The sequence below is a fragment of the Plantactinospora alkalitolerans genome, assembly GCF_015690345.1.
Taxonomy (GTDB): Bacteria; Actinomycetota; Actinomycetes; order Mycobacteriales; family Micromonosporaceae; genus Plantactinospora; species Plantactinospora alkalitolerans.
On the sequence record NZ_JADPUN010000342.1, the window covers coordinates 34,852 to 51,652 of the forward strand.

At 69.8% G+C, this 16,801-nt stretch carries 20 protein-coding genes; 9 read left to right on the top strand and 11 right to left on the bottom strand.

Translation table 11 applies throughout. From position 1 onward, the window contains the following. The first annotated feature begins 17 nt into the window (after positions 1–17). From I0C86_RS36585 to I0C86_RS36605, 5 genes are all read left to right on the top strand, one after another. Complete coding sequence (locus tag I0C86_RS36585) at positions 18–218, top strand: hypothetical protein (RefSeq protein WP_196205882.1); 201 nt, start codon at positions 18–20, stop codon at positions 216–218. 144 nt (positions 219–362) lie between these two features. Further along, complete coding sequence (locus I0C86_RS36590; protein WP_196205907.1) at positions 363–599, top strand: hypothetical protein; 237 nt, start codon at positions 363–365, stop codon at positions 597–599. A 124-nt stretch (positions 600–723) separates the two neighbouring features. Continuing rightward, entirely contained in the window at positions 724–1,767 is a 1,044-nt protein-coding gene (locus I0C86_RS36595) for a DUF2332 domain-containing protein (RefSeq protein ID WP_196205883.1), read from the top strand. Positions 1,768–2,313: 546 nt separating this feature from the next. Continuing rightward, positions 2,314–2,586, top strand: coding sequence for a hypothetical protein (locus tag I0C86_RS36600; RefSeq protein ID WP_196205884.1), 273 nt, complete (start codon positions 2,314–2,316; stop codon positions 2,584–2,586). Positions 2,587–2,954: 368 nt separating this feature from the next. Continuing rightward, a complete protein-coding gene (locus I0C86_RS36605; protein WP_196205885.1) occupies positions 2,955–3,566 on the top strand; it encodes a TetR/AcrR family transcriptional regulator in 612 nt (203 codons plus the stop codon). Here I0C86_RS36605 and I0C86_RS36610 read toward each other — a convergent pair. The 10 genes from I0C86_RS36610 to I0C86_RS36655 all read right to left on the bottom strand — a co-directional run bounded on the left by I0C86_RS36610 (position 3,559) and on the right by I0C86_RS36655 (position 12,364). Continuing rightward, entirely contained in the window at positions 3,559–4,260 is a 702-nt protein-coding gene (locus I0C86_RS36610) for a TfuA-like protein (protein ID WP_196205886.1), read from the bottom strand. The genes I0C86_RS36605 and I0C86_RS36610 overlap by 8 nt on opposite strands. Then, a complete protein-coding gene (locus I0C86_RS36615; protein WP_196205887.1) occupies positions 4,257–5,582 on the bottom strand; it encodes a YcaO-like family protein in 1,326 nt (441 codons plus the stop codon). Before I0C86_RS36615 ends, I0C86_RS36610 begins: the two co-directional genes overlap by 4 nt. A gap of 98 nt (positions 5,583–5,680) precedes the next feature. Beyond that, positions 5,681–5,860, bottom strand: coding sequence for a hypothetical protein (locus I0C86_RS36620; RefSeq protein ID WP_196205888.1), 180 nt, complete (start codon positions 5,858–5,860; stop codon positions 5,681–5,683). A gap of 201 nt (positions 5,861–6,061) precedes the next feature. Next, on the bottom strand, positions 6,062–6,799 hold the full coding sequence (locus tag I0C86_RS36625) for a class I SAM-dependent DNA methyltransferase (RefSeq protein WP_196205889.1): 738 nt from the start codon (positions 6,797–6,799) through the stop codon (positions 6,062–6,064). A gap of 174 nt (positions 6,800–6,973) precedes the next feature. After that, positions 6,974–8,383, bottom strand: coding sequence for an ABC transporter substrate-binding protein (locus tag I0C86_RS36630; RefSeq protein WP_196205890.1), 1,410 nt, complete (start codon positions 8,381–8,383; stop codon positions 6,974–6,976). A gap of 40 nt (positions 8,384–8,423) precedes the next feature. Continuing rightward, positions 8,424–9,254: a carbohydrate ABC transporter permease gene (locus tag I0C86_RS36635; protein ID WP_196205891.1), complete on the bottom strand. Its 831-nt coding sequence runs from the start codon at positions 9,252–9,254 to the stop codon at positions 8,424–8,426. Beyond that, positions 9,251–10,096 (bottom strand): carbohydrate ABC transporter permease, encoded by an 846-nt coding sequence (locus I0C86_RS36640; protein ID WP_230395393.1) that lies wholly within the window; start codon positions 10,094–10,096, stop codon positions 9,251–9,253. The genes I0C86_RS36635 and I0C86_RS36640 overlap by 4 nt, the downstream gene beginning before the upstream one ends. Before the next feature lie 294 nt (positions 10,097–10,390). Then, complete coding sequence (locus I0C86_RS36645) at positions 10,391–10,909, bottom strand: hypothetical protein (protein ID WP_196205893.1); 519 nt, start codon at positions 10,907–10,909, stop codon at positions 10,391–10,393. A gap of 225 nt (positions 10,910–11,134) precedes the next feature. After that, positions 11,135–11,653 carry a hypothetical protein gene (locus tag I0C86_RS36650; protein WP_196205894.1) on the bottom strand — a complete coding sequence of 173 codons (519 nt, stop codon included), beginning with the start codon at positions 11,651–11,653 and terminating at the stop codon, positions 11,135–11,137. A gap of 192 nt (positions 11,654–11,845) precedes the next feature. Next, positions 11,846–12,364, bottom strand: coding sequence for a hypothetical protein (locus tag I0C86_RS36655; protein WP_196205895.1), 519 nt, complete (start codon positions 12,362–12,364; stop codon positions 11,846–11,848). Between the two features lie 217 nt (positions 12,365–12,581). Here I0C86_RS36655 and I0C86_RS36660 point away from each other — a divergent pair, with 217 nt between their 5' ends. Continuing rightward, the gene (locus tag I0C86_RS36660; RefSeq protein WP_196205896.1) at positions 12,582–13,307 is read left to right on the top strand and encodes a hypothetical protein; all 726 of its coding nucleotides are present in this window, start codon (positions 12,582–12,584) and stop codon (positions 13,305–13,307) included. Between the two features lie 12 nt (positions 13,308–13,319). Here I0C86_RS36660 and I0C86_RS36665 read toward each other — a convergent pair whose 3' ends face one another. After that, entirely contained in the window at positions 13,320–14,552 is a 1,233-nt protein-coding gene (locus I0C86_RS36665; RefSeq protein ID WP_196205897.1) for a PucR family transcriptional regulator, read from the bottom strand. 305 nt (positions 14,553–14,857) lie between these two features. Here I0C86_RS36665 and I0C86_RS36670 point away from each other — a divergent pair, with 305 nt between their 5' ends. The 3 genes from I0C86_RS36670 to I0C86_RS36680 all read left to right on the top strand — a co-directional run. Continuing rightward, on the top strand, positions 14,858–16,039 hold the full coding sequence (locus I0C86_RS36670; RefSeq protein ID WP_196205898.1) for an NAD(P)/FAD-dependent oxidoreductase: 1,182 nt from the start codon (positions 14,858–14,860) through the stop codon (positions 16,037–16,039). Next, on the top strand, positions 16,026–16,322 hold the full coding sequence (locus I0C86_RS36675) for a (2Fe-2S)-binding protein (protein ID WP_196205899.1): 297 nt from the start codon (positions 16,026–16,028) through the stop codon (positions 16,320–16,322). The genes I0C86_RS36670 and I0C86_RS36675 overlap by 14 nt, the downstream gene beginning before the upstream one ends. Continuing rightward, on the top strand, positions 16,319–16,801 hold a 483-nt coding region (locus I0C86_RS36680), incomplete at its 3' end, for an FAD-dependent oxidoreductase (RefSeq protein WP_196205900.1). The genes I0C86_RS36675 and I0C86_RS36680, both read left to right, overlap by 4 nt.

Sequence of the window (16,801 nt, forward strand, 5' to 3'; positions counted from 1 at the left end):
GATGGAGAGGTTCCTGCATGTCCGTCTGGGTCGATCTTGTGCTGCGGCGGTCGGGGACTGCTGCTGGTGATCTTGTTGTCCGGTTCGGTGTGCCGTTGCTGGACGCCTGTCTGGAGTTCCTGTCGGTGCGGTCGCGGCCGAACACTGTGGTCGCGGTCGCGTATGACCTGAAGGTGTTCTTCGCCGTGGTCGGTGAGGCGCCGGGCCCTGATCGGTGACTACCGCAACGCCCACGTCCACGCCGACAACCCGCTACTGCTGCCCCGCGAGAACGGCCGCCCGCTCGACCGGCACACCGTCACCCGGCTGATCAACAAAGCCGGCAAGGAGGACCTCTACCCGCCGACACCATCGGACCCCGCATGGCCCGACTCCGCCGCGAACACCACCGCCTACTCGGCAACGGCTACTGCACCCGCCCACTCGAACTCGACTGCGCCTTCGAGGCCATCTGCGAGACCTGCACCTTCTTCCAGACCAGCATCGAGTTCCGGCCCACCCCGCAACGCCAGCACGACCACGCCGCCGCCAACAACCAGACCCACCGTGTCGACCTGCTCACCCGGCTCCTCGACGACCTCGACCAACAAGCATCATGATCAACTTGACAAGGATTACCTGCATAATGCCGAGAAGAGTGCGTGCAGATCTCGGTGCTCACCGTCACATCGCGGCCGGGTACTCGGCTCCCATACGGTCGGGGTTGTGTGTGACATCAGAGCCGTGGCAGATGCGTTCCGCACGGCACGCGGTTTCGGTAGCTCACCTCTGTATGGCCAGCTACTTGCGGTCGTCGCGAACAACGAGGCGTTGCTTGAACTGGCGACACAGACTCGGCACGGTCAGCAGCCAACGTTCGCGCTCTTCGGCGCTGTTCACTACCTGCTGTTGCGCGGTACGTCCGATCCACTGGGCGAGTACTACGCATCGGTCGTCGGCGACTCCGCACGCCCGTTCGATGCGGATGCCGGGGTCGCCTTCACTCGGTTCTGCGAGGCGCACTCCGCGCAGATTGCCTCGATACTCGGCACCCGCCTGGTGCAGACCAACCACGTGCAGCGCGCTCTGGTGCTACGACTCGGTCTTGCGCTGACGCGTCGCGCGACGGCTGCACCCGTACGCATCGTCGAGGTGGGATGCAGCGCGGGCCTGAACCTGCGTGCGGATCGATACGCGTTCACTCTGGGCACGGCGACCTTCGGTGACCGCACCTCGCCGGTCCACATCCGCGCCGAGGTTTCGTCCGCCGAGCTTCTGCCCGACATGGACCAGCTGCCGCGCATCGCGGATGTAGTCGGCATCGACCTCGACCCTCCCGATCTCACCAGCGACGATGACCGGGCATGGCTACGCGCGCTCGTATGGCCGGAGAACTCGTACCAGGCCACGCAGTTGCAGGCGGCGATGGATGTTGTCGCGGCTGACCCGCCACGCGTGTTGCGCGGCAATTCCATCGAGGTCGGCCCGAAACTCGCGGCAACGCTCCCGCCAGGACTACCGCGACTCGTGGTACACACCGCGACACGGATCCACGTGCCGGCCGAGGAACGCCCGGCCTTCGACGCTGCCGTCGCCGCCTTCGGAGTGGACGGTCCGATGCTGCACCTCGCGCTGGAAGACGACCAGCGCATCGCCCCCTCGGGCCGGCCCGGCATCGGGCTGACCGCGACCGACGCAGATGGAAGCCGGACCATCGCGGTTGCCGACGGCCACCTAGCCTGGCTGGAACCACTTCCCGCGATGCGCGACGTACAGATCAGCTGGTAGCAGCCGTCGACGCAGCATCGCCTAGCCCACCGACGTCAGGCCGCCCGTCGGCCCATGCCGCCGGTGGGGCGTACTGGGCAGGCGAACCTCGTCGCCCTCCCTGGGATGCCCTCCCGGCGCCGACTCGCCGCAAAGGGGACGGTCATACCGAGGACGCGGGCGCGAGGTCATTCGGCGTCAGCGGCCCAGTACGTTTGCTTGTGACCACGCGGGTACACCACCTCAGCGAGCGCTTCAGACTCCGCACGTGACTTTCGCCGCGCGACCTCAAACCGGTTCCCTCATCGTCCCGGCGCTAGACGACCCACGGGACCCGTGGGAGTACCTGGCTATCGTCCCGGCTCTGGTCACGGTGTTCGATTGACCACATCCTGATGGCCGGTATCCTCATCTGCCGTTACTTAGGGCGTGGCGGCGGCTGTGTTGCCGGCACTCTCGGTAGCCGTCGACCGTGACGAGCGCTTGTGCCAAGCCCTACGGTGGAGTGCATGCCCGACGCGACGGCACCGCCAACTGCCAACCAGAGGCAGGGCCAAGGGAGGTCGGATGCTCTACCAGAGCCCTGCTGATTTTTGCGCCAGCTATGTCAGAGCGCACAGCAACGCCAAAGCCGGTAAACTCGGCGAAGAGTCCACGTTGGACACGGTGACCGTCGTCAGCGAGACCCCGGACACGGCGCGGGTCGAGGCGCTCTGGTACACGTATGGCCACGACTCGGATTCCGGGTACTACGATGTTTTTGAGCGCACCGCCTTCGTCCTGGTCAAGCGGCACGACGGGTGGTGCCTGCACTCCGAAGAAAATCTCGGCTACGAGTGACAACCCTCGAAGTAGTGCCACGGTACCGGTAGGCCGCTGGCGAGGTGCCTGCTCAGGTCCTTTCCAGCGGCCAGCGCCGTGATCATGGAGGGAAAGGACCGGGAAGGGGCGGCGAGCCCACCATGCCGGGCAACGGTTCGTCGGCCGGCTACGGGGGTGGGGGCGGCCGGTCCGGGATACCCACCGACGGCATCGGCGCGAAGTCCGATGGGTCATAAGGAGTCATCGGCGAGGACAACCGCCCGGGGACCGTGGCGAGACCGCGTAGCGCCGCCACCCGGTAACCAGTTTCGTTCCGCATTGATCAAACCCGTCACCCTGGCTATCTTGCGGATATCGGCCACGGACGGCCGGGTCGGAGGCGGGGGATGCACACCGATCGACGGATCACACGTACCCGGCGGGCGCTGTACCGCGCGCTGGTGGACCTGACCACGGCGGGCGGTTTCGAGGCCGTGACGGTCGCGGACCTCACCGGGCGGGCCGGTGTCAACCGGACCACGTTCTATCGGCACTACCAGGACAAGTACGTCTTCGTCACCACCATCGTCGAGCAGGGCCTCGACCGACCGGTACGCGCGTTGCGCACCGCCTACCGGGCCCGGTCGCGGGTGGCCCAGGTGTACGCGCTGGAGGCGGTCTTCGGCCACGTCGAGCAGCACCGGCAGTTGTATCTCGCCCTGCTCGGCCGGCGCCAGAGCCCGTGGTTCGCCGACTGGCTGCACGGCTACTGGCGGGAGACGACGACCAGTCTGCTCTGCGAGGATCCGGCGCACGACGTACGGGATCCGCGCACCGGAGTGGCCGCGGTGCTGGCCGCACACGCACTCATCGGCGCGGTGAGCTGGTGGCTCGAACCGGACCTGCCGGCACCGGCGAGCGACATGGCCGAGTGGTACGCCGACTTCCTGCGCGGCGGGCTCTCCGGACTGCTGGCCGCCGACGAGGCGCCGCCGGAGGTGACCGTCGGGATCAACTAGGGCGGCCGGAATCGCGGGTCCGGCCGGCGCCGGAGGCACTGGGTTCGGGTCCGCCGCTCCGGCGGATGCGCCGCAGCAGCGCCAGCGCGTCCGTGCGTTTGGCGTCGGCGGCGGGATCGGCCAGGTATGCCGCCAGCCCGGCGCACTCCGGCTTACCGAACTCCGCCGCCAACAGGCGGAGCACCCCGGCACGGGTGCGCTGCGGGAAGTAGGTCGCCTTGCCCAGCGCCAGGAACCGCTGCACCAGTGGTTCCGGCACGGCGCCGGCGGCGACCCCGGCGGCGAGCGCGATCCGCCAGTTGACCAGCGGCTCGGACATCGCCCGACCGGTCTCCTCGTCATAGGCGATCGCCACCTCGTCGTCCGCGTCGACCCGGCCGGAGGCGTACTCCTCGTACACCCTGCCGACCCCGACCATGCCGTACGGCGCGCACTCGACCGCCCGCAGCGCGCCCATGCTCGACGAGCCGTAGACGCTGATGCCGGCGTCGATCGCCCGCAGCACCTCCTTCGGAGAGATCGCCATGCTGTGCAGGAAACGTCCGTCGACGATTCCGATCGTGTCCGGGCGCCGTGACCGGGTCAGCAGGGCGTCGATATCTCCCCGGCGCACCGGAGGGAGATACTCGGCGTCGAGCTCCCGCTCCGCGTCCGCCCGATCGAGGCTCGGGCCCAGGAAAACCACCACGCTCATCCGGCCACCACCGGCTCTCGTCGCACCTCCCGCAGCGCCGCGTTCCAGGCTGCGGTCGCTCGGGCGCCGATCTTCGACCGGTCGATCGCCCAGGACTCCAGGCCAGGCACGATCATCCGGACCACCTTGACGGGTATTCCCGGCGGCGAGAGATCCACGGCGATCGCCCGGCTGATACCGGCGGCGCTCAGCCGGTCCAGGATGAACCGGAGGTCGGCCAGCACGTCGTCGCTGCGCAACGACTCGTCGGTACCGCCGTCGGTCTGATCGCCGTGGTCCTGCCAGATCCAGGCGTGCCGGTTGAGCATGACCGAACGCTCGTGCGGCCTACCGAATCTTCCGGGATCGGTCGGCATGATCAGGTCCTCGCGCATGGCCTGGATGTCCACCGCCCGGCCCTGCGCGCACTCGGTGATCGCCCGCATCATCGCGACCTCGGCGTTCGGATGCGTGCCGATGCCGCTGAAGGTCGTGGACATGGTCGGTCCGAAGTCCTCGGTGTTGGTCGCGAAGTACGTGGGCACGCCGAGGTCGGATGTCAGCCGGATCAGCCGGACCTCGAGCCCGGCCTGGTGGAACCGGTCGGCGACGGACTGTACCCCGGGCGGGGTTCCGGAGAGGTCCACCCGGGGATGCCGCATCGCCAACGGCATGACGTCCACCGTCGTGCCCCTGGCCTCGGCCGTCCGCAGCAGCGACTGGCTGAGCCGGTGGCTGATCAGTTCGGCCAGCGTCATCGCGTCGCGCTCGACCAGCTCACACAGCGCGTGGCAGATCGCTTCCTCGAGGCTGTTGCCGGCGGCCAGGCCGTTGGTGGTGGTCAACGGATACGGCGTCCGCTCGTGCGGTCGTCGCTGGTAGACCGCCGCGTCGTGCGGCACCAGGACACCGCACTCGTTGAGCAGGTCCCAGCCTTCGACCCAGGAGATCGGCCCGTCGTCGCGGTAACCGGGCACGACCGCGAAGCTGTGCTCGCGCGGATCCAGCACCGGCCGGCCGTCCGCGCTCAGTTCCGAGTACGACGCCACCGCGTCCGGACGTACCGGCAGCCAGGCGGAGAACCGCTCCAGCGCCTCCATCGCGGCCGACGTCCGGGCCGCGAGCGGAGTGACGCCCTTGCCGTTGTAGACCGAGATGATGTCGTTGGAGCGTGGGGAGATCGCGCTGTACACCGGGATGCCGAGCCGGTCGAGGCCGGTGAGGTCGGCCATCCGGGTCACACCGATCCGGCGGAGATGACCGCTGATCCGCTCCCAGGTCACCTCGGCCGGGAACTCGTGGGTGGCACCGCCGCCCTTGACGACCCGATCGCGCAGTCTCAACCCGCACCCCTGTCATGGCCGCGACCGCCGGGTGGCCCGCCGACGCGTCCGGCCGCAGCGGTGACGCCGGGCCGGGCGGGCCGCCGGGCCACCGGCGATCAGTTCCGGATCTCGGCGGGCAGCAGCGCGAAGGGCTGGCTCAAGCCCTGCAGGCCGTCGGCGACCGAGGAGCCGAAGCCCGCCTCGAGGAACTCCTGGAGCCCTTCCGGCGTGAACTCCTCGGTGGTCCATTCCGCTGTGTCGAGGCCGCGTACCTCTTCCAGAGTCGTCTGCGCCATCGTCAGTCTCCTTCGCTGGACTTGCCCGAGCCTCCGGGCCGGCCCGGCGGGCACCGAACCGTGCGATCAGCGTGCGTCAACGCTTGCCGTGGAACAAGCAACACCTGGCGTCAGGTGTTGCTTAGCCAACATCAATGACCATCTGTGCCGGATCGATTAACATGCCGCGAACACGACGCGGCGGTCGCCGCGCGGGCCGGGTCAGGCCCGTTCGTAGACCGAGACGTGGCTGCCGCTGCTGGAGTCGAAGGGGCGCCGGTCCCAGTCGCTGTAGCGTGCGCGCAGCCGGAGGCCGGCCAGCCGCGCCATCAGGTCCAGTTCGCTGGGCCAGCAGTACCTCAGCGTGACCGGATGCAGCTGCATCCCCTCCGCGCTCAGCCGGACGTGCTGGTACGTCACCCGTTGCCGGCTCGAGTCGTGCCGGGCGAACGACACGTCCACCAGGTGCTCCGAAACGGCTCTCGTATGCACGAGTTGGCCCCGGTCGAACGGCAGGTGGTCCGGCATGAAGCACTCGATCACGAAGAACCCGCCGGGATCGAGTACCCGTGCGACGTTGCGGAAGCAGTCGACCTGCCGCTCCTGGCTGGTGAGGTTGAACAGCGTGTTGTAGATCAGGTACACCAGTCCGTACGGCCCGGTCACCGGAACGTCGGCCATGTCACCGATCGCGACCGGTATCGAATTCCCGCCCGGTTTCTCGCGCAGCCGGTCGACCATCGCCTGGGACGCCTCGACGCCCTCGACCTCGATTCCCCTGGCGGTGAGCGGCAGCGCGACCCGGCCGGTCCCGATCGCCAGTTCCAGGGCGCGGCCGTGGCCGCTGCCGGTCTGCCAGACGAGGAACTCCACGGCCGCGGCCGGGTCGATCTCGGTCCGCTCGTCGTAGACGGCCGCCCACCGGTCGCCGAAGAACGCGGGATCTTCAAAGCCAGACATGCGGACACCCAACCAGACCGACCGGGGCGGCGCCACCGTCCTCATCGGTCGAGACAACGCACCCCGCACCGGTCCGCGACAACGCCTCTCTCATCCGTCGACGTCAACGCATCGCGGACGTGGTGCGGCTCGGCGGGCCAGGGCCGACCGTGCGCGGCCCTGGCCCGGCCGAACTCAGCCGACCGACTTGTTGTAGCTGTCGATCTCCGGCTGGATGCTCGCGGCGGCGTCCTTCATCGCCTGCTCGGCCGGCTTGGCGCCGACGATGGCCGCCTCCAGGCCGTCCTCGGACGCCTTACGGGCCTGCGGCATCGTTCCCAGCAGGCACCCGGCGGACGCGACCGACGGCGGCAGCGCGTGCAGCTGGTCGACGGCGGTACGGAACTGCGGGTACTGGGCGACCCAGTCCTTGTCGATCTGCTCCTCCAGCGCCTTCGGGTTGATCGGCACGTAGCCGGTGCCGGTGTGCCACTGCGCCTGCTGGGCCGCACCGGAGGCGAACTTCACGAACTCCCAGGCGGCCCGCTTCTCGGCGGCGCTGTGCCCCACCCCGTTGATCCAGAGCGACGCACCGCCGATGATCGGTCCACCGGCGGAGGCGTCATTGATCTTCGGGTACGGCGCGGTCAGCACCGTGAACTTGCCCTTGGCGGCGTCGACGTACCCGCGTAGCACACTTGTCGACTCGAGGTGCATCGCGACCGTACCGGCCTTGAACGCCGCCTGGGCGTCGTCGGTCTTCCGGCCGGTGTTCGTCGCGTAGCCGCCCCGGACCAGGTCGGCCCACCACTGCGCCACCTGCACCCCGGCCGCCTGGTCGAACTGGACCTTCGTCGCCAGCTTGTCACGCCCGTTGCCGTTGTCGCAGTACTCCTTGCCGTCGGTCGCGAGCAACTGCTCCAGCAGCCATCCGTAGATGGCCGCGCCGAAGCCGTACTGGGTGGTCTTGCCGCCGCCGTCCTTCACGGTCAGCCGCTTGGCCAGGTCGCCGATCTCGGCGAGGGTCTTCGGCGGTTTGGTCGGGTCGGCGCCGACCCGCTCGAACGCCTCCTTGTTGAGATAGAGCAGCGGGGTCGACGAGTTGAACGGCATCGACCAGAGCTTGCCCTCGACCGAGTAGTAGCTGGCGATGTTCGGCTCGATGTCGGCGGTGTTGAAGCCGTCCTTCTCGATGAACTTGTGCATCGGGACGACCTGCTTGGAGTCCACCATGAACCGGCTGCCGATGTCATAGACCTGGACCAGCGCCGGGGTGCTCTTCTGCTGCACCGACGCCTTGTACTTGGCGATCGTCTCGTCGTAGCTGCCCTGGAAGACCGGCTTGACCTCGACCTTGCCGCCGCTGCTGGCGTTGAAGTCGGCGACCAGCTTGTCGACGGCGGCGGCGTTCGCACCCTTCATGGCGTGCCAGAACTCGACGGTCGTCTTGCCGCCGGCGGAGTCGAGTGCCTCGGCGCCGGGCGCGTCGAGAGCGTCGGCGGAGTCGCCGTCGTCGCCACCCGAGCCGCAGCCGGCGACGAGCGTGCTGGCGACGAGCACGGCGAGGGCCAGCCGGCCCGTCCGGCGTAACCGCGAAGATGCCATTGCTACTCCTTTTGAGAGATTCGACGGTCCCTGGCAGGGCTCACCGGAGTGCGCCCGCCGTGAGCCCGCGGACGATGTACCGCTGGCCGAAGATCACGACGGCGAGCGTGGGAAGCAGCGAGAGCGCGACGCCAGCCAGGATGAGCCCCGGTTGGGCCGCCTCGGCGTCGTTGAGCTGCGAGATACCGATCTGCAGGGTCTGGTAGTCGGCGTCCCGGATCAGGATCAGCGGCCAGAAGTACTGGTTCCAGGCGGAGAGGAAGACGTAGACCCCGACGGCGGCGATCGACGGCTTGGACAGCGGCACGATCACCCGCCACAGCAGTCGCCAGTGGCCGCAGCCGTCGATCACCGCCGCGTCCCGCAACTCGCCCGGAAACTGGAGGAACGCCTGGCGCAACAGGAAGGTACCGAACGCCGAGGCGAGGAACGGCAGGACCAGGCCGAGATAGGTCAGCCCGCCCCGGGCCAGCCCCCAGTCGGAGATGGCCAGGTAGTTGGGGATGATGATCGCTTCCCACGGCACCATCAGGGTGGCCAGGAAGAGACCGAAGGTCGCCGCCTTCGCCGGCATCCGGAGGAATGCGAAGGCGTACGCGGCGAGGATGCTGGTCACCACCTGGGCGAGGGTGATCACGCCGGCCTGGACGGCGGAGTTCAGGTAGAACCGGCCCAGCGGCACGGACGCGAACACGTCGCCGAAGTTCTCCCAGCGCAGCGCGCTCGGCACCAGTGACGGCGGATAGGTGGCCAGGTCACCGGGGCCCATCACCGCACCGGCGAAGGCGTAGTAGACCGGGAACAGCACCGGGATCAGGGCCAGCCCGAGTACGACGTAGACGACGATCCGTCCCGCCTGTGGTCGTCTCATCGGTAGTGCACCCGCCGTTCCAGGACGCCGAACTGCACCGCCGTGCAGATCAGCATGATCACCAGTAGCACCACCGCCTGAGCGCTCGCGCCGCCGAAGTCCGACGAGCCGAACGCGAACGCCTTCTCGTAGATCGAGTAGACCAGGGTGGTGGTCGCGTCGTCCGGGCCTCCCTTGGTCAGGATGTGGATCTGACCGAAGCTCTGCAAGGCGTGGATCGTGGAGACCACGACAAGAAAGAACAACTGCGGCGAGAGCAGCGGGATCGTGATGCCGGTGGCCAGTCGCCACCCCGTGGCACCGTCGAGCCGGGCCGCCTCCACCACCTCGGGTGGGATGGCCGCCACCCCGGCGGAGAGCACCAGGACGTTGTAGCCGAGGTTCATCCAGACCGTGGCCAGACCGACGGCGGGCAGCGCGATCGAGGGGTCGGTGAGCCAGTTGACCCGGTCGACACCGATCGCGCCGAGCAGCCCGTTCGCGATCCCGATTGCCGGGTTGTAGATGACGGCGAAGACCACCGACGCGGTGGCCACCGAGAACGCGAACGGCAGGGCGAAGGCGGTCCGCAGCAGCCGTACGCCCCGCAGCCGCGCCTCCAGCAGCAACACCACGACGAGCGCGCCGAGCACGGCGGGCAGCACGCTGATCAGCGTGAACAGCGCGGTGGTGCCGAGCACCTTGCCGAACTCGCCGGTCAACATCTCGGTGTAGTGGTCGACGCCGACGTAGGTGCTCGGCGCCCCGAAGATGTCGTTGCCGTGGGTGGACAGATAGAAGGTCCGGGCCAGCGGCCAGAAGATGAACAGGGCGAAGACCACGACCGAGGGCAGCAGCAGCAACCAGGAGAGCCCGCCTTCACGCCGTGGCCTGCCACGCGTCGGTGGTGGGCGACCGGCGGCCGCTCCGGTCCGAGAGCGCTCTACAGCCAGAGGGGGAGACACCGCCGCACACTACCAACGGACTCGGTCGGTCGACATCGTGCCGACTCGATCTTGTTATCCGGTGGTAACAGTCCTGCTGCCCCCGGCCGAGAGTCGAAGGTGGTCATGATCAGCGAGATCTGCGGACCGTTCTCAGCATTGGAGGTCGCCGATCGGGTCCACCAGATCTCGGCCGGAGGTGCGGTACGAAGGTCAGGAGTGCGTCCAGCCGGCCGCGTGCAGGGAATTGTGGAACCAGCTGCCGGGGGTCGCGTATGCGACGGTGCGCGGTTGCCACCAGGCGGCCCGGATGTGCGGGCGCTCCTGGTGCGGGAAGGCGGCGAGCGTCTGCGCCAGGTTCTGTGTTTCGGGTCGGGGCAGCGTCGCGATGGCCTCGTCCGGGGTCAGGCCGAACGGCTCGGTCAACTCGGGGTGCGCCCGGAGGTGGTTCTCGGCGTGGTGGACCACTGCGGTCAGTCTCCGCTGGAGCAGCCTGGGGTCGGGCTCCCCGGCCGCTTCCCGCAGCTCGGTCAGCTTCCCGGTCGGGCCGAACACCGGCAGCAGCCGCCGGCCATTGACGTCGAAGAATTCAAGGTCGTTCCGGTGGTCGCTGTCGGGAGCCATGATCGAGTCTTCGCGCAGGGCCCGCAGATCCGGGTAGGCGTGCGCGAACGTGTCGTCACTGGCTACGGCGACGATGCCGTCCCGGGCTACTTCTCGTTGTTCTTCCACAGCCGTGTCCTCCGTCATCGTTGCTACGCGGCCTGACGATGATTTTCGATTTTATTCACGGAACAGGAATTCGACCGTCCTCTATCTGCGACTACGTCTGCCAGCACGCGTGGGAAGCGACACCCGCTGGTACTGGTGCACGGGCGTACCCGAAGGGTTGGCGACGACAGGGCGGAACCGTCCCGTCGAGCCGTGCTCGTCGGCGTCGCGCTCCTGGTCTGAAGGTCAGGGGTGCGCCCAGCCGGCCGCGTGCATGGCGTTGTGGAACCAGTTGCCGTTGGTCGCGTATACGACGGTACGCGGTTGCCACCAGGCGGCCCGGATGTGCGGGCGCTCCTGGTGCGGGAAGGCGGCGAGCGTCTCGGCCAGGCTCTGCGTCTCGGGTCGGGGCAGCATCGCGATGGCCGCCTCCGGGGTCAGGCCGAACGGCTCGGTCAACTCGGGGTGCGCCCGGAGGTGGTCTTCGGCGTGCCGGACCACCGCGGCCAGTCTCCGCTGGAGCAGCCCCGGGTCGGGCTCCCCGGCCGCTTCCCGCAGCTCGGTCAGCTTCCCGGTCGGGCCGAACACCGGCAGCCGCCGCCGGCCATTGACGTCGAAGAATTCCAGATCGTTCCGGTGATCGCTGTCGGGAGCCATGATCGAGTCTTCGCGCAGGGCCCGCAGATCCGGGTAGGCGTGCGCGAACGTGTCGTCAGTGGCTACTGCGACGACGCCGCCCCGGGCTACTTCTCGTTGTCTTTCCACAGCCGTGTCCTCCGTGATCGATGCGCTACGCGGCCTGACCTGATCGTTGATTGTATTTCCGGCAGCGGGCATCCGAAGGTCCCCACTCGACACTCGATTTGCCGGAACCCGTGGGAAGGGACAAGCCGGGATCTTGCCGTAGGGCGTACCGATCGGCTCCTGTTGACCTCGGCCGGAGGCGCGGTCCGAAGGTCAGGGGTGTGCCCAGCCGGCCGCGTGCATGGCGTTGTGGAACCAGCCGTCCGAGTGTGCGTGGACGAGGGTGCGTGGCTGCCACCAGGCGGCCCGGATGTGCGGCTGGTCCCGGTGGGGGAAGGCGGCGAGCGTCTCGGCCAGGCTCTGCGTCTCGGGTCGGGGCAGCATCGCGATGGCCGCCTCCGGGGTCAGGCCGAACGGCTCGGTCAGCTCGGGACGCGCCCGGAGGTGGCTTTCTGTGTGGCTGATTACGGCGGCCAGTCTCCGCTGGAGCAGTCCCGGCTCGGGCTCCGCGGCCGCTTCCCGCAGGCCCGTCAGTTTTCGGGTCGGGCCGAACACCGGCAGCAACCGCCGGCCATCGGTGTCGAAGAATTCCAGGTCGTTCCGGTGGTCGCTGTCGGGAGCCATGATCGAGTCTTCGCGCAGGGCCCGCAGATCCGGATAGGTGTGCGCGAACGTGTCGTCACTGGCTACGGCGACGACGCCGCCCCGGGCTACTTCTCGTTGTCCTTCCACAGCCGTGTCCCTCCGTGATCGTTGCGCTACGCGGCCTGATCTGATCATCGATTGTATTTCGGCACCGTGCATCCGACGGTCCCCACTCGACACTCGATTTGCCGAAACCCGTGGGAAGGGACATGCCGGGATCTTGCCGTAGGGCGTACCGATCGGTTCGCGTCGGATGGAACCCGGCACCGAGCGGGCGGCTCGTCCCGGGTGGAGGTGGTCAACGATGCGTACCCCGCGCATGCTCGCCGCCGTGGCCGCGACGATGGTCGGGCTGATCGGCGTACCGGTCCTGGCCCCGGCACCCGCCTACGCGGGCAACTGGGCGGTCACCGTGCTGGACCCACTGCCGGATCGCCTGGAATCGGGTAAGGGCTACACGATCGGGCTGTGGGTGCTCCAGCACGGCTTCCACCCGTACGAGGGCGACCTCGGCACCGTCGCGCTGCGGCTGGTCGACGAGCAGGGCGCCTCGGTGTCGTTCCCGGCGGTGGTACTGCCCGAGCCGGCCCACTACGCGGCCGCCGTCGCGGTGCCGCGTCCGGGTGCCTGGACGGTGATCGGCGTCCAGGGCCGGTTCGCCGACTACCGGATCGGCACCCTCACCGTGCCCGGCACCCTGTCGGTGTTCGGCGTGCCGGCACCGCTGCAGTCGGCGCAGACCGAGAAGTACTGGCCCGGCGCGATCCGTCCACCAGCCGTTCCAGTCGACACCGACCGGGACCCGTTCGCCACGGTCGTCGATCCGGTACCGCTCGACAACGGGCCGGCTCCGGCCGTCGAGCCCGCCGCCCGGTCCTCGGCCGCGCCGCCCGCGCCGACGTCCCGCCGGGCCGTGCTCGTCGGCGTCGTTCTCCTGGCCGTGGCCGTCGTGGCCCTCGGGTCCGTCACCGGTTATCGCCGGCTGCGGACGCGAGGTGCCGGTGGCGCCGGGGGTGCCGCTACCGGATAGGCCCGGACCGCCTCAGTGCCCGGGACGGTAGTGCCCGGTCAGCCGACCCAGCTTCAGCGCCAGGTGCAGGCAGAGCCGTTCGTTCCCGTCCTTGAGGTCGGTCTCCGCGAGCTGCTCCACCCGGTGCAGCCGGTAGTAGAGCGTGGTGCGGTGCAGCCGGAGCTGTTCGGCGGTGGCGTGGGCGTTCCCCGCCAGGTCCAGGTACGTCTCCAGCGTCTCCAGCAGCACCTGGTTGGCGTCCTCGCGGAGCAGTCGGTCCAGCCCTGGATGGACGCCGGCCAGGTCGAGGTGCCGCTCGTCCATCCGGGACAGCATCCGGTAGATCCCGAGGTTCGCCCACGAGATGATCGGGCCCAGTGCGGGAAGCTGCACGCCCACCCGGGCGGACTGGAGCGCCTCGTCGTAGGAGTGCACGGCGTCCGCGAGCCGGGGACGGGGCTCGCCGACGCCGACCACCACCCGGGCCACCGAGGTCAGGTTCCGGGTCGCGTGGTGCAGTGCCTCACCCAGACGCCTGGCGGCGGCCTCGGTGGACGGTCGACCGGCGACCTGACCGCCGCAGATCAGCAGCACACCCTGGTCGTGGCGGATCAGATGCAGGGCCTCGCGTACGCCGATCCAGCGGCGCGTCGCGACCAGCACCTGCTCCATCGCGATCCGGGCGACCTCGTCCAGCACCTGACCCCGGGTCGGGACGAGCTGGGCGACGAGCGCGGTGGCCGGCCGGTCGTTCGCCACCACACCGTCGGCGAGCAGCGACCGGACCACCTCGTTGCGGGTCTGGACGCTGTCGACCAGCAGGGTCCGGGCCGCCTCGGCCTCGCGTTGGGAGGCCAGCTCCCCGAGCAGGTTCTCCCGGTAGAGCGCGAGCGACAGCTCTCCGGTCGCCCGGGTGACGACCTCGATGTCGGCGTCCGTCATGCCGCCGTCGGCGTCGATGAACCAGACGAAGCCGAGCAGCAGGTCGTGGTGGCAGATCGGCACACAGAGCCGGGGCAGCAGATCCAGCTCCGCGCAGGCCGGCGTGCGGATCGGGTCGCGGGCCTTCATGATGCCCGCGTCACGGAACCACGAGATGACCTCCGGCGTCGTGTGCCGGCGCAGGATCGAGGTTCGGCGTACCTCGTCCATCAGCCCGGTGTGCTCGCTGTACACGACCACCCGCTGCCGGCGGTCCTCGATCAGCGCCGGCCGGCCGACCCGGCTGGCGACCGCGTCGACGATGCGTTGCAGCTCCGCGTGCATGCCGTCCCCTGACCGTCATGGCCCGTCGGCGGCATCGAGCCCCGCCGGGATGTCGAATCACGCCGACCGCCGGTCCTTACCCTCTGACGGGCCGGGCCACCCGCGCAAGGGCCCCGCGCAACGTGCGGGGCAGGTCCCGACAGGAGTGCTGATCCGGCGGCCCGGCTTTCTGCACTTGTTCGAAGACTCCGGCCCGCCGCCGTCCGTACCGTGCTGCGGTATCCCCGGCTCCGACCGGCGGAGACGCGCCGGGCCGCCTCCGCGATCCGAGCGGACCGGGTGGTCCACAGCCGGGGGAGGACATCATGACAGCCAACTTCGACGTGGCGGTCGTCGGCGCCGGCATCATCGGGGCGGCCTGCGCGTACGCCTGCGCCCGGCTCGGGTTGACCGTGGTCGTGCTGGAGCGGGCCGGGCTGGTCGCCGGTGCCACCGGCTCCGGCGAGGGCAACCTGCTGGTGTCGGACAAGCCGCCCGGCCCGGAACTGGAGCTGGCGTTGCTGAGCAACGGGCTCTGGCGGCGCTGGGAAGCCGAACTCGCCGGCCGGTACGGCGACATCGAACTGGAACGCAAGGGCGGACTTATCGTCACCGAGAACCCGGCCGGGCTGGCCGGCCTGCGCGCGACCGCCACCGCGCAGGCCGAGGCGGGAGTGGTGGTGGAGCCGCTGGACCCGGCCGGGGTGCGCGGCCACGAGCCGGCGATCACCCCGAACGTGGCCGGCGGGGTGTTCTATCCACAGGACATGCAGGTCATGCCGGCCCGCGCCGCCGCGGCGCTGCTGGCGGCGGCCCGGGACAACGGTGCCGAGATCCGGCTGCGCACCGAGGTCACCGCCCTGCTCCGGAGCGGCGGCGGCCGGGTGGTCGGAGTGGCGACCGGCGCCGGCCCGGTAGCCGCCGGACACGTGGTGAACGCCGCCGGTGCCTGGGCCGGCCGGCTCGGCAGATCGGCCGGAGCCGGCGTTCCGGTCGCCCCGCGCCGCGGCTTCATCCTGGTCACCGAACCGGTCCCGCCGCTGGTCCGGCACAAGGTCTACTCCGCCGACTACCTGGCGAACGTCGCCAGCGGGGATGCCGCGCTGCAAACCTCCACGGTGGTCGAGGGGACACCGGCCGGGACCATCCTGATCGGCGCCTCCCGGGAACTGGTCGACTTCGACCGGCGGCCCAACCCCGACGCCGTACGCCGACTGGCCCGTGGGGCGGTACGGCTCTTCCCGGCGCTGGCCAGGGTCCGCGTGATCCGGGTCTACCACGGCTTCCGGCCGTTCTCCCCGGACCATCTGCCGGTGATCGGGCCTGATCCCCGCGCTCCCGGCCTGATCCACGCGCACGGCCACGAGGGTGCCGGAATCGGGCTGGCGCCGGCCACCGGTCGGTTGGTCGCCCAGCTCGTCGTGGGTGACGCGGCGGAGGTGGACCTGCGTCCCTTCGATCCACTCCGGTTTCCGGCTCCGACGGAGGACGCCCGTGCTGCCGCCTGAGGCCGGCACCGGCCCGGCCGAGTTCACCATCACGGTCGACGGCGAACCGGTACCGGTGCTCGCCGGTCAGACCGTGGCGGCGGCGTTGCTGGCCGCCGGTCGGCGTACGACCCGGCGTACCCGGTTCGCCGATCGGCCCCGTGGCGTCTTCTGTGGCATCGGGATCTGCTTCGACTGTCTCGTGGTGTGCAACGGCGAACCCGGGGTACGGGCGTGCCTGCGGCCGGTGGCGCCCGGTGACACCGTCGAGACCCAGCGCGGAACCGGGGAGGTTCCGTCGTGAGGAGCGCCGGAAACGCTCCGCTGACCGTGGGCGTGGCCGTGGTCGGTGCCGGTCCGGCCGGCCTCGCGGCGGCCGTCGCGGCGGCGGATGCCGGTGCCACGGTCGTCGTCGTCGATCTGGGCCAGCGTCCCGGGGGGCAGTATCTGCGCCAGCCGACCGTCGCGGGCGTACCGGCGGTCGCGCACTCTTCCCGGGCGGACGGGTTGCTGCGCGCGGCCCTGGCCAACCCCCGGATCACCTTCCGCACTCGTTCCCAGGTCTGGGCGGGCTCGATTGCGGACAGACCGTCCGTCGGCGGGAGGGCGGCCGGCGACGATGGGCCGGACCGGGTGACGCTGCGGCTGATCGGCCCGGACGGCCCGGTCACCCTGACCACCCCGGTGCTGGTGCTGGCGCCCGGCGGGCACGACCGGGTGGTGCCGTTTCCCGGCTGGGACCTGCCGGGCGTAGTCACCGCCGGGGCCGCCCAGGCGCTGGTC

Coding starts and splice junctions, on each gene's coding strand:
- I0C86_RS36585 (WP_196205882.1), top strand. CDS start 18: ATGTCCGTCTGGGTCGATCTTGTGCTGCGGCGGTCGGGGACTGCTGCT.
- I0C86_RS36590 (WP_196205907.1), top strand. CDS start 363: ATGGCCCGACTCCGCCGCGAACACCACCGCCTACTCGGCAACGGCTAC.
- I0C86_RS36600 (WP_196205884.1), top strand. CDS start 2,314: ATGCTCTACCAGAGCCCTGCTGATTTTTGCGCCAGCTATGTCAGAGCG.
- I0C86_RS36605 (WP_196205885.1), top strand. CDS start 2,955: ATGCACACCGATCGACGGATCACACGTACCCGGCGGGCGCTGTACCGC.
- I0C86_RS36610 (WP_196205886.1), bottom strand. CDS start 4,260: ATGAGCGTGGTGGTTTTCCTGGGCCCGAGCCTCGATCGGGCGGACGCG.
- I0C86_RS36620 (WP_196205888.1), bottom strand. CDS start 5,860: ATGGCGCAGACGACTCTGGAAGAGGTACGCGGCCTCGACACAGCGGAA.
- I0C86_RS36625 (WP_196205889.1), bottom strand. CDS start 6,799: ATGTCTGGCTTTGAAGATCCCGCGTTCTTCGGCGACCGGTGGGCGGCC.
- I0C86_RS36630 (WP_196205890.1), bottom strand. CDS start 8,383: ATGGCATCTTCGCGGTTACGCCGGACGGGCCGGCTGGCCCTCGCCGTG.
- I0C86_RS36635 (WP_196205891.1), bottom strand. CDS start 9,254: ATGAGACGACCACAGGCGGGACGGATCGTCGTCTACGTCGTACTCGGG.
- I0C86_RS36660 (WP_196205896.1), top strand. CDS start 12,582: ATGCGTACCCCGCGCATGCTCGCCGCCGTGGCCGCGACGATGGTCGGG.
- I0C86_RS36665 (WP_196205897.1), bottom strand. CDS start 14,552: ATGCACGCGGAGCTGCAACGCATCGTCGACGCGGTCGCCAGCCGGGTC.
- I0C86_RS36670 (WP_196205898.1), top strand. CDS start 14,858: ATGACAGCCAACTTCGACGTGGCGGTCGTCGGCGCCGGCATCATCGGG.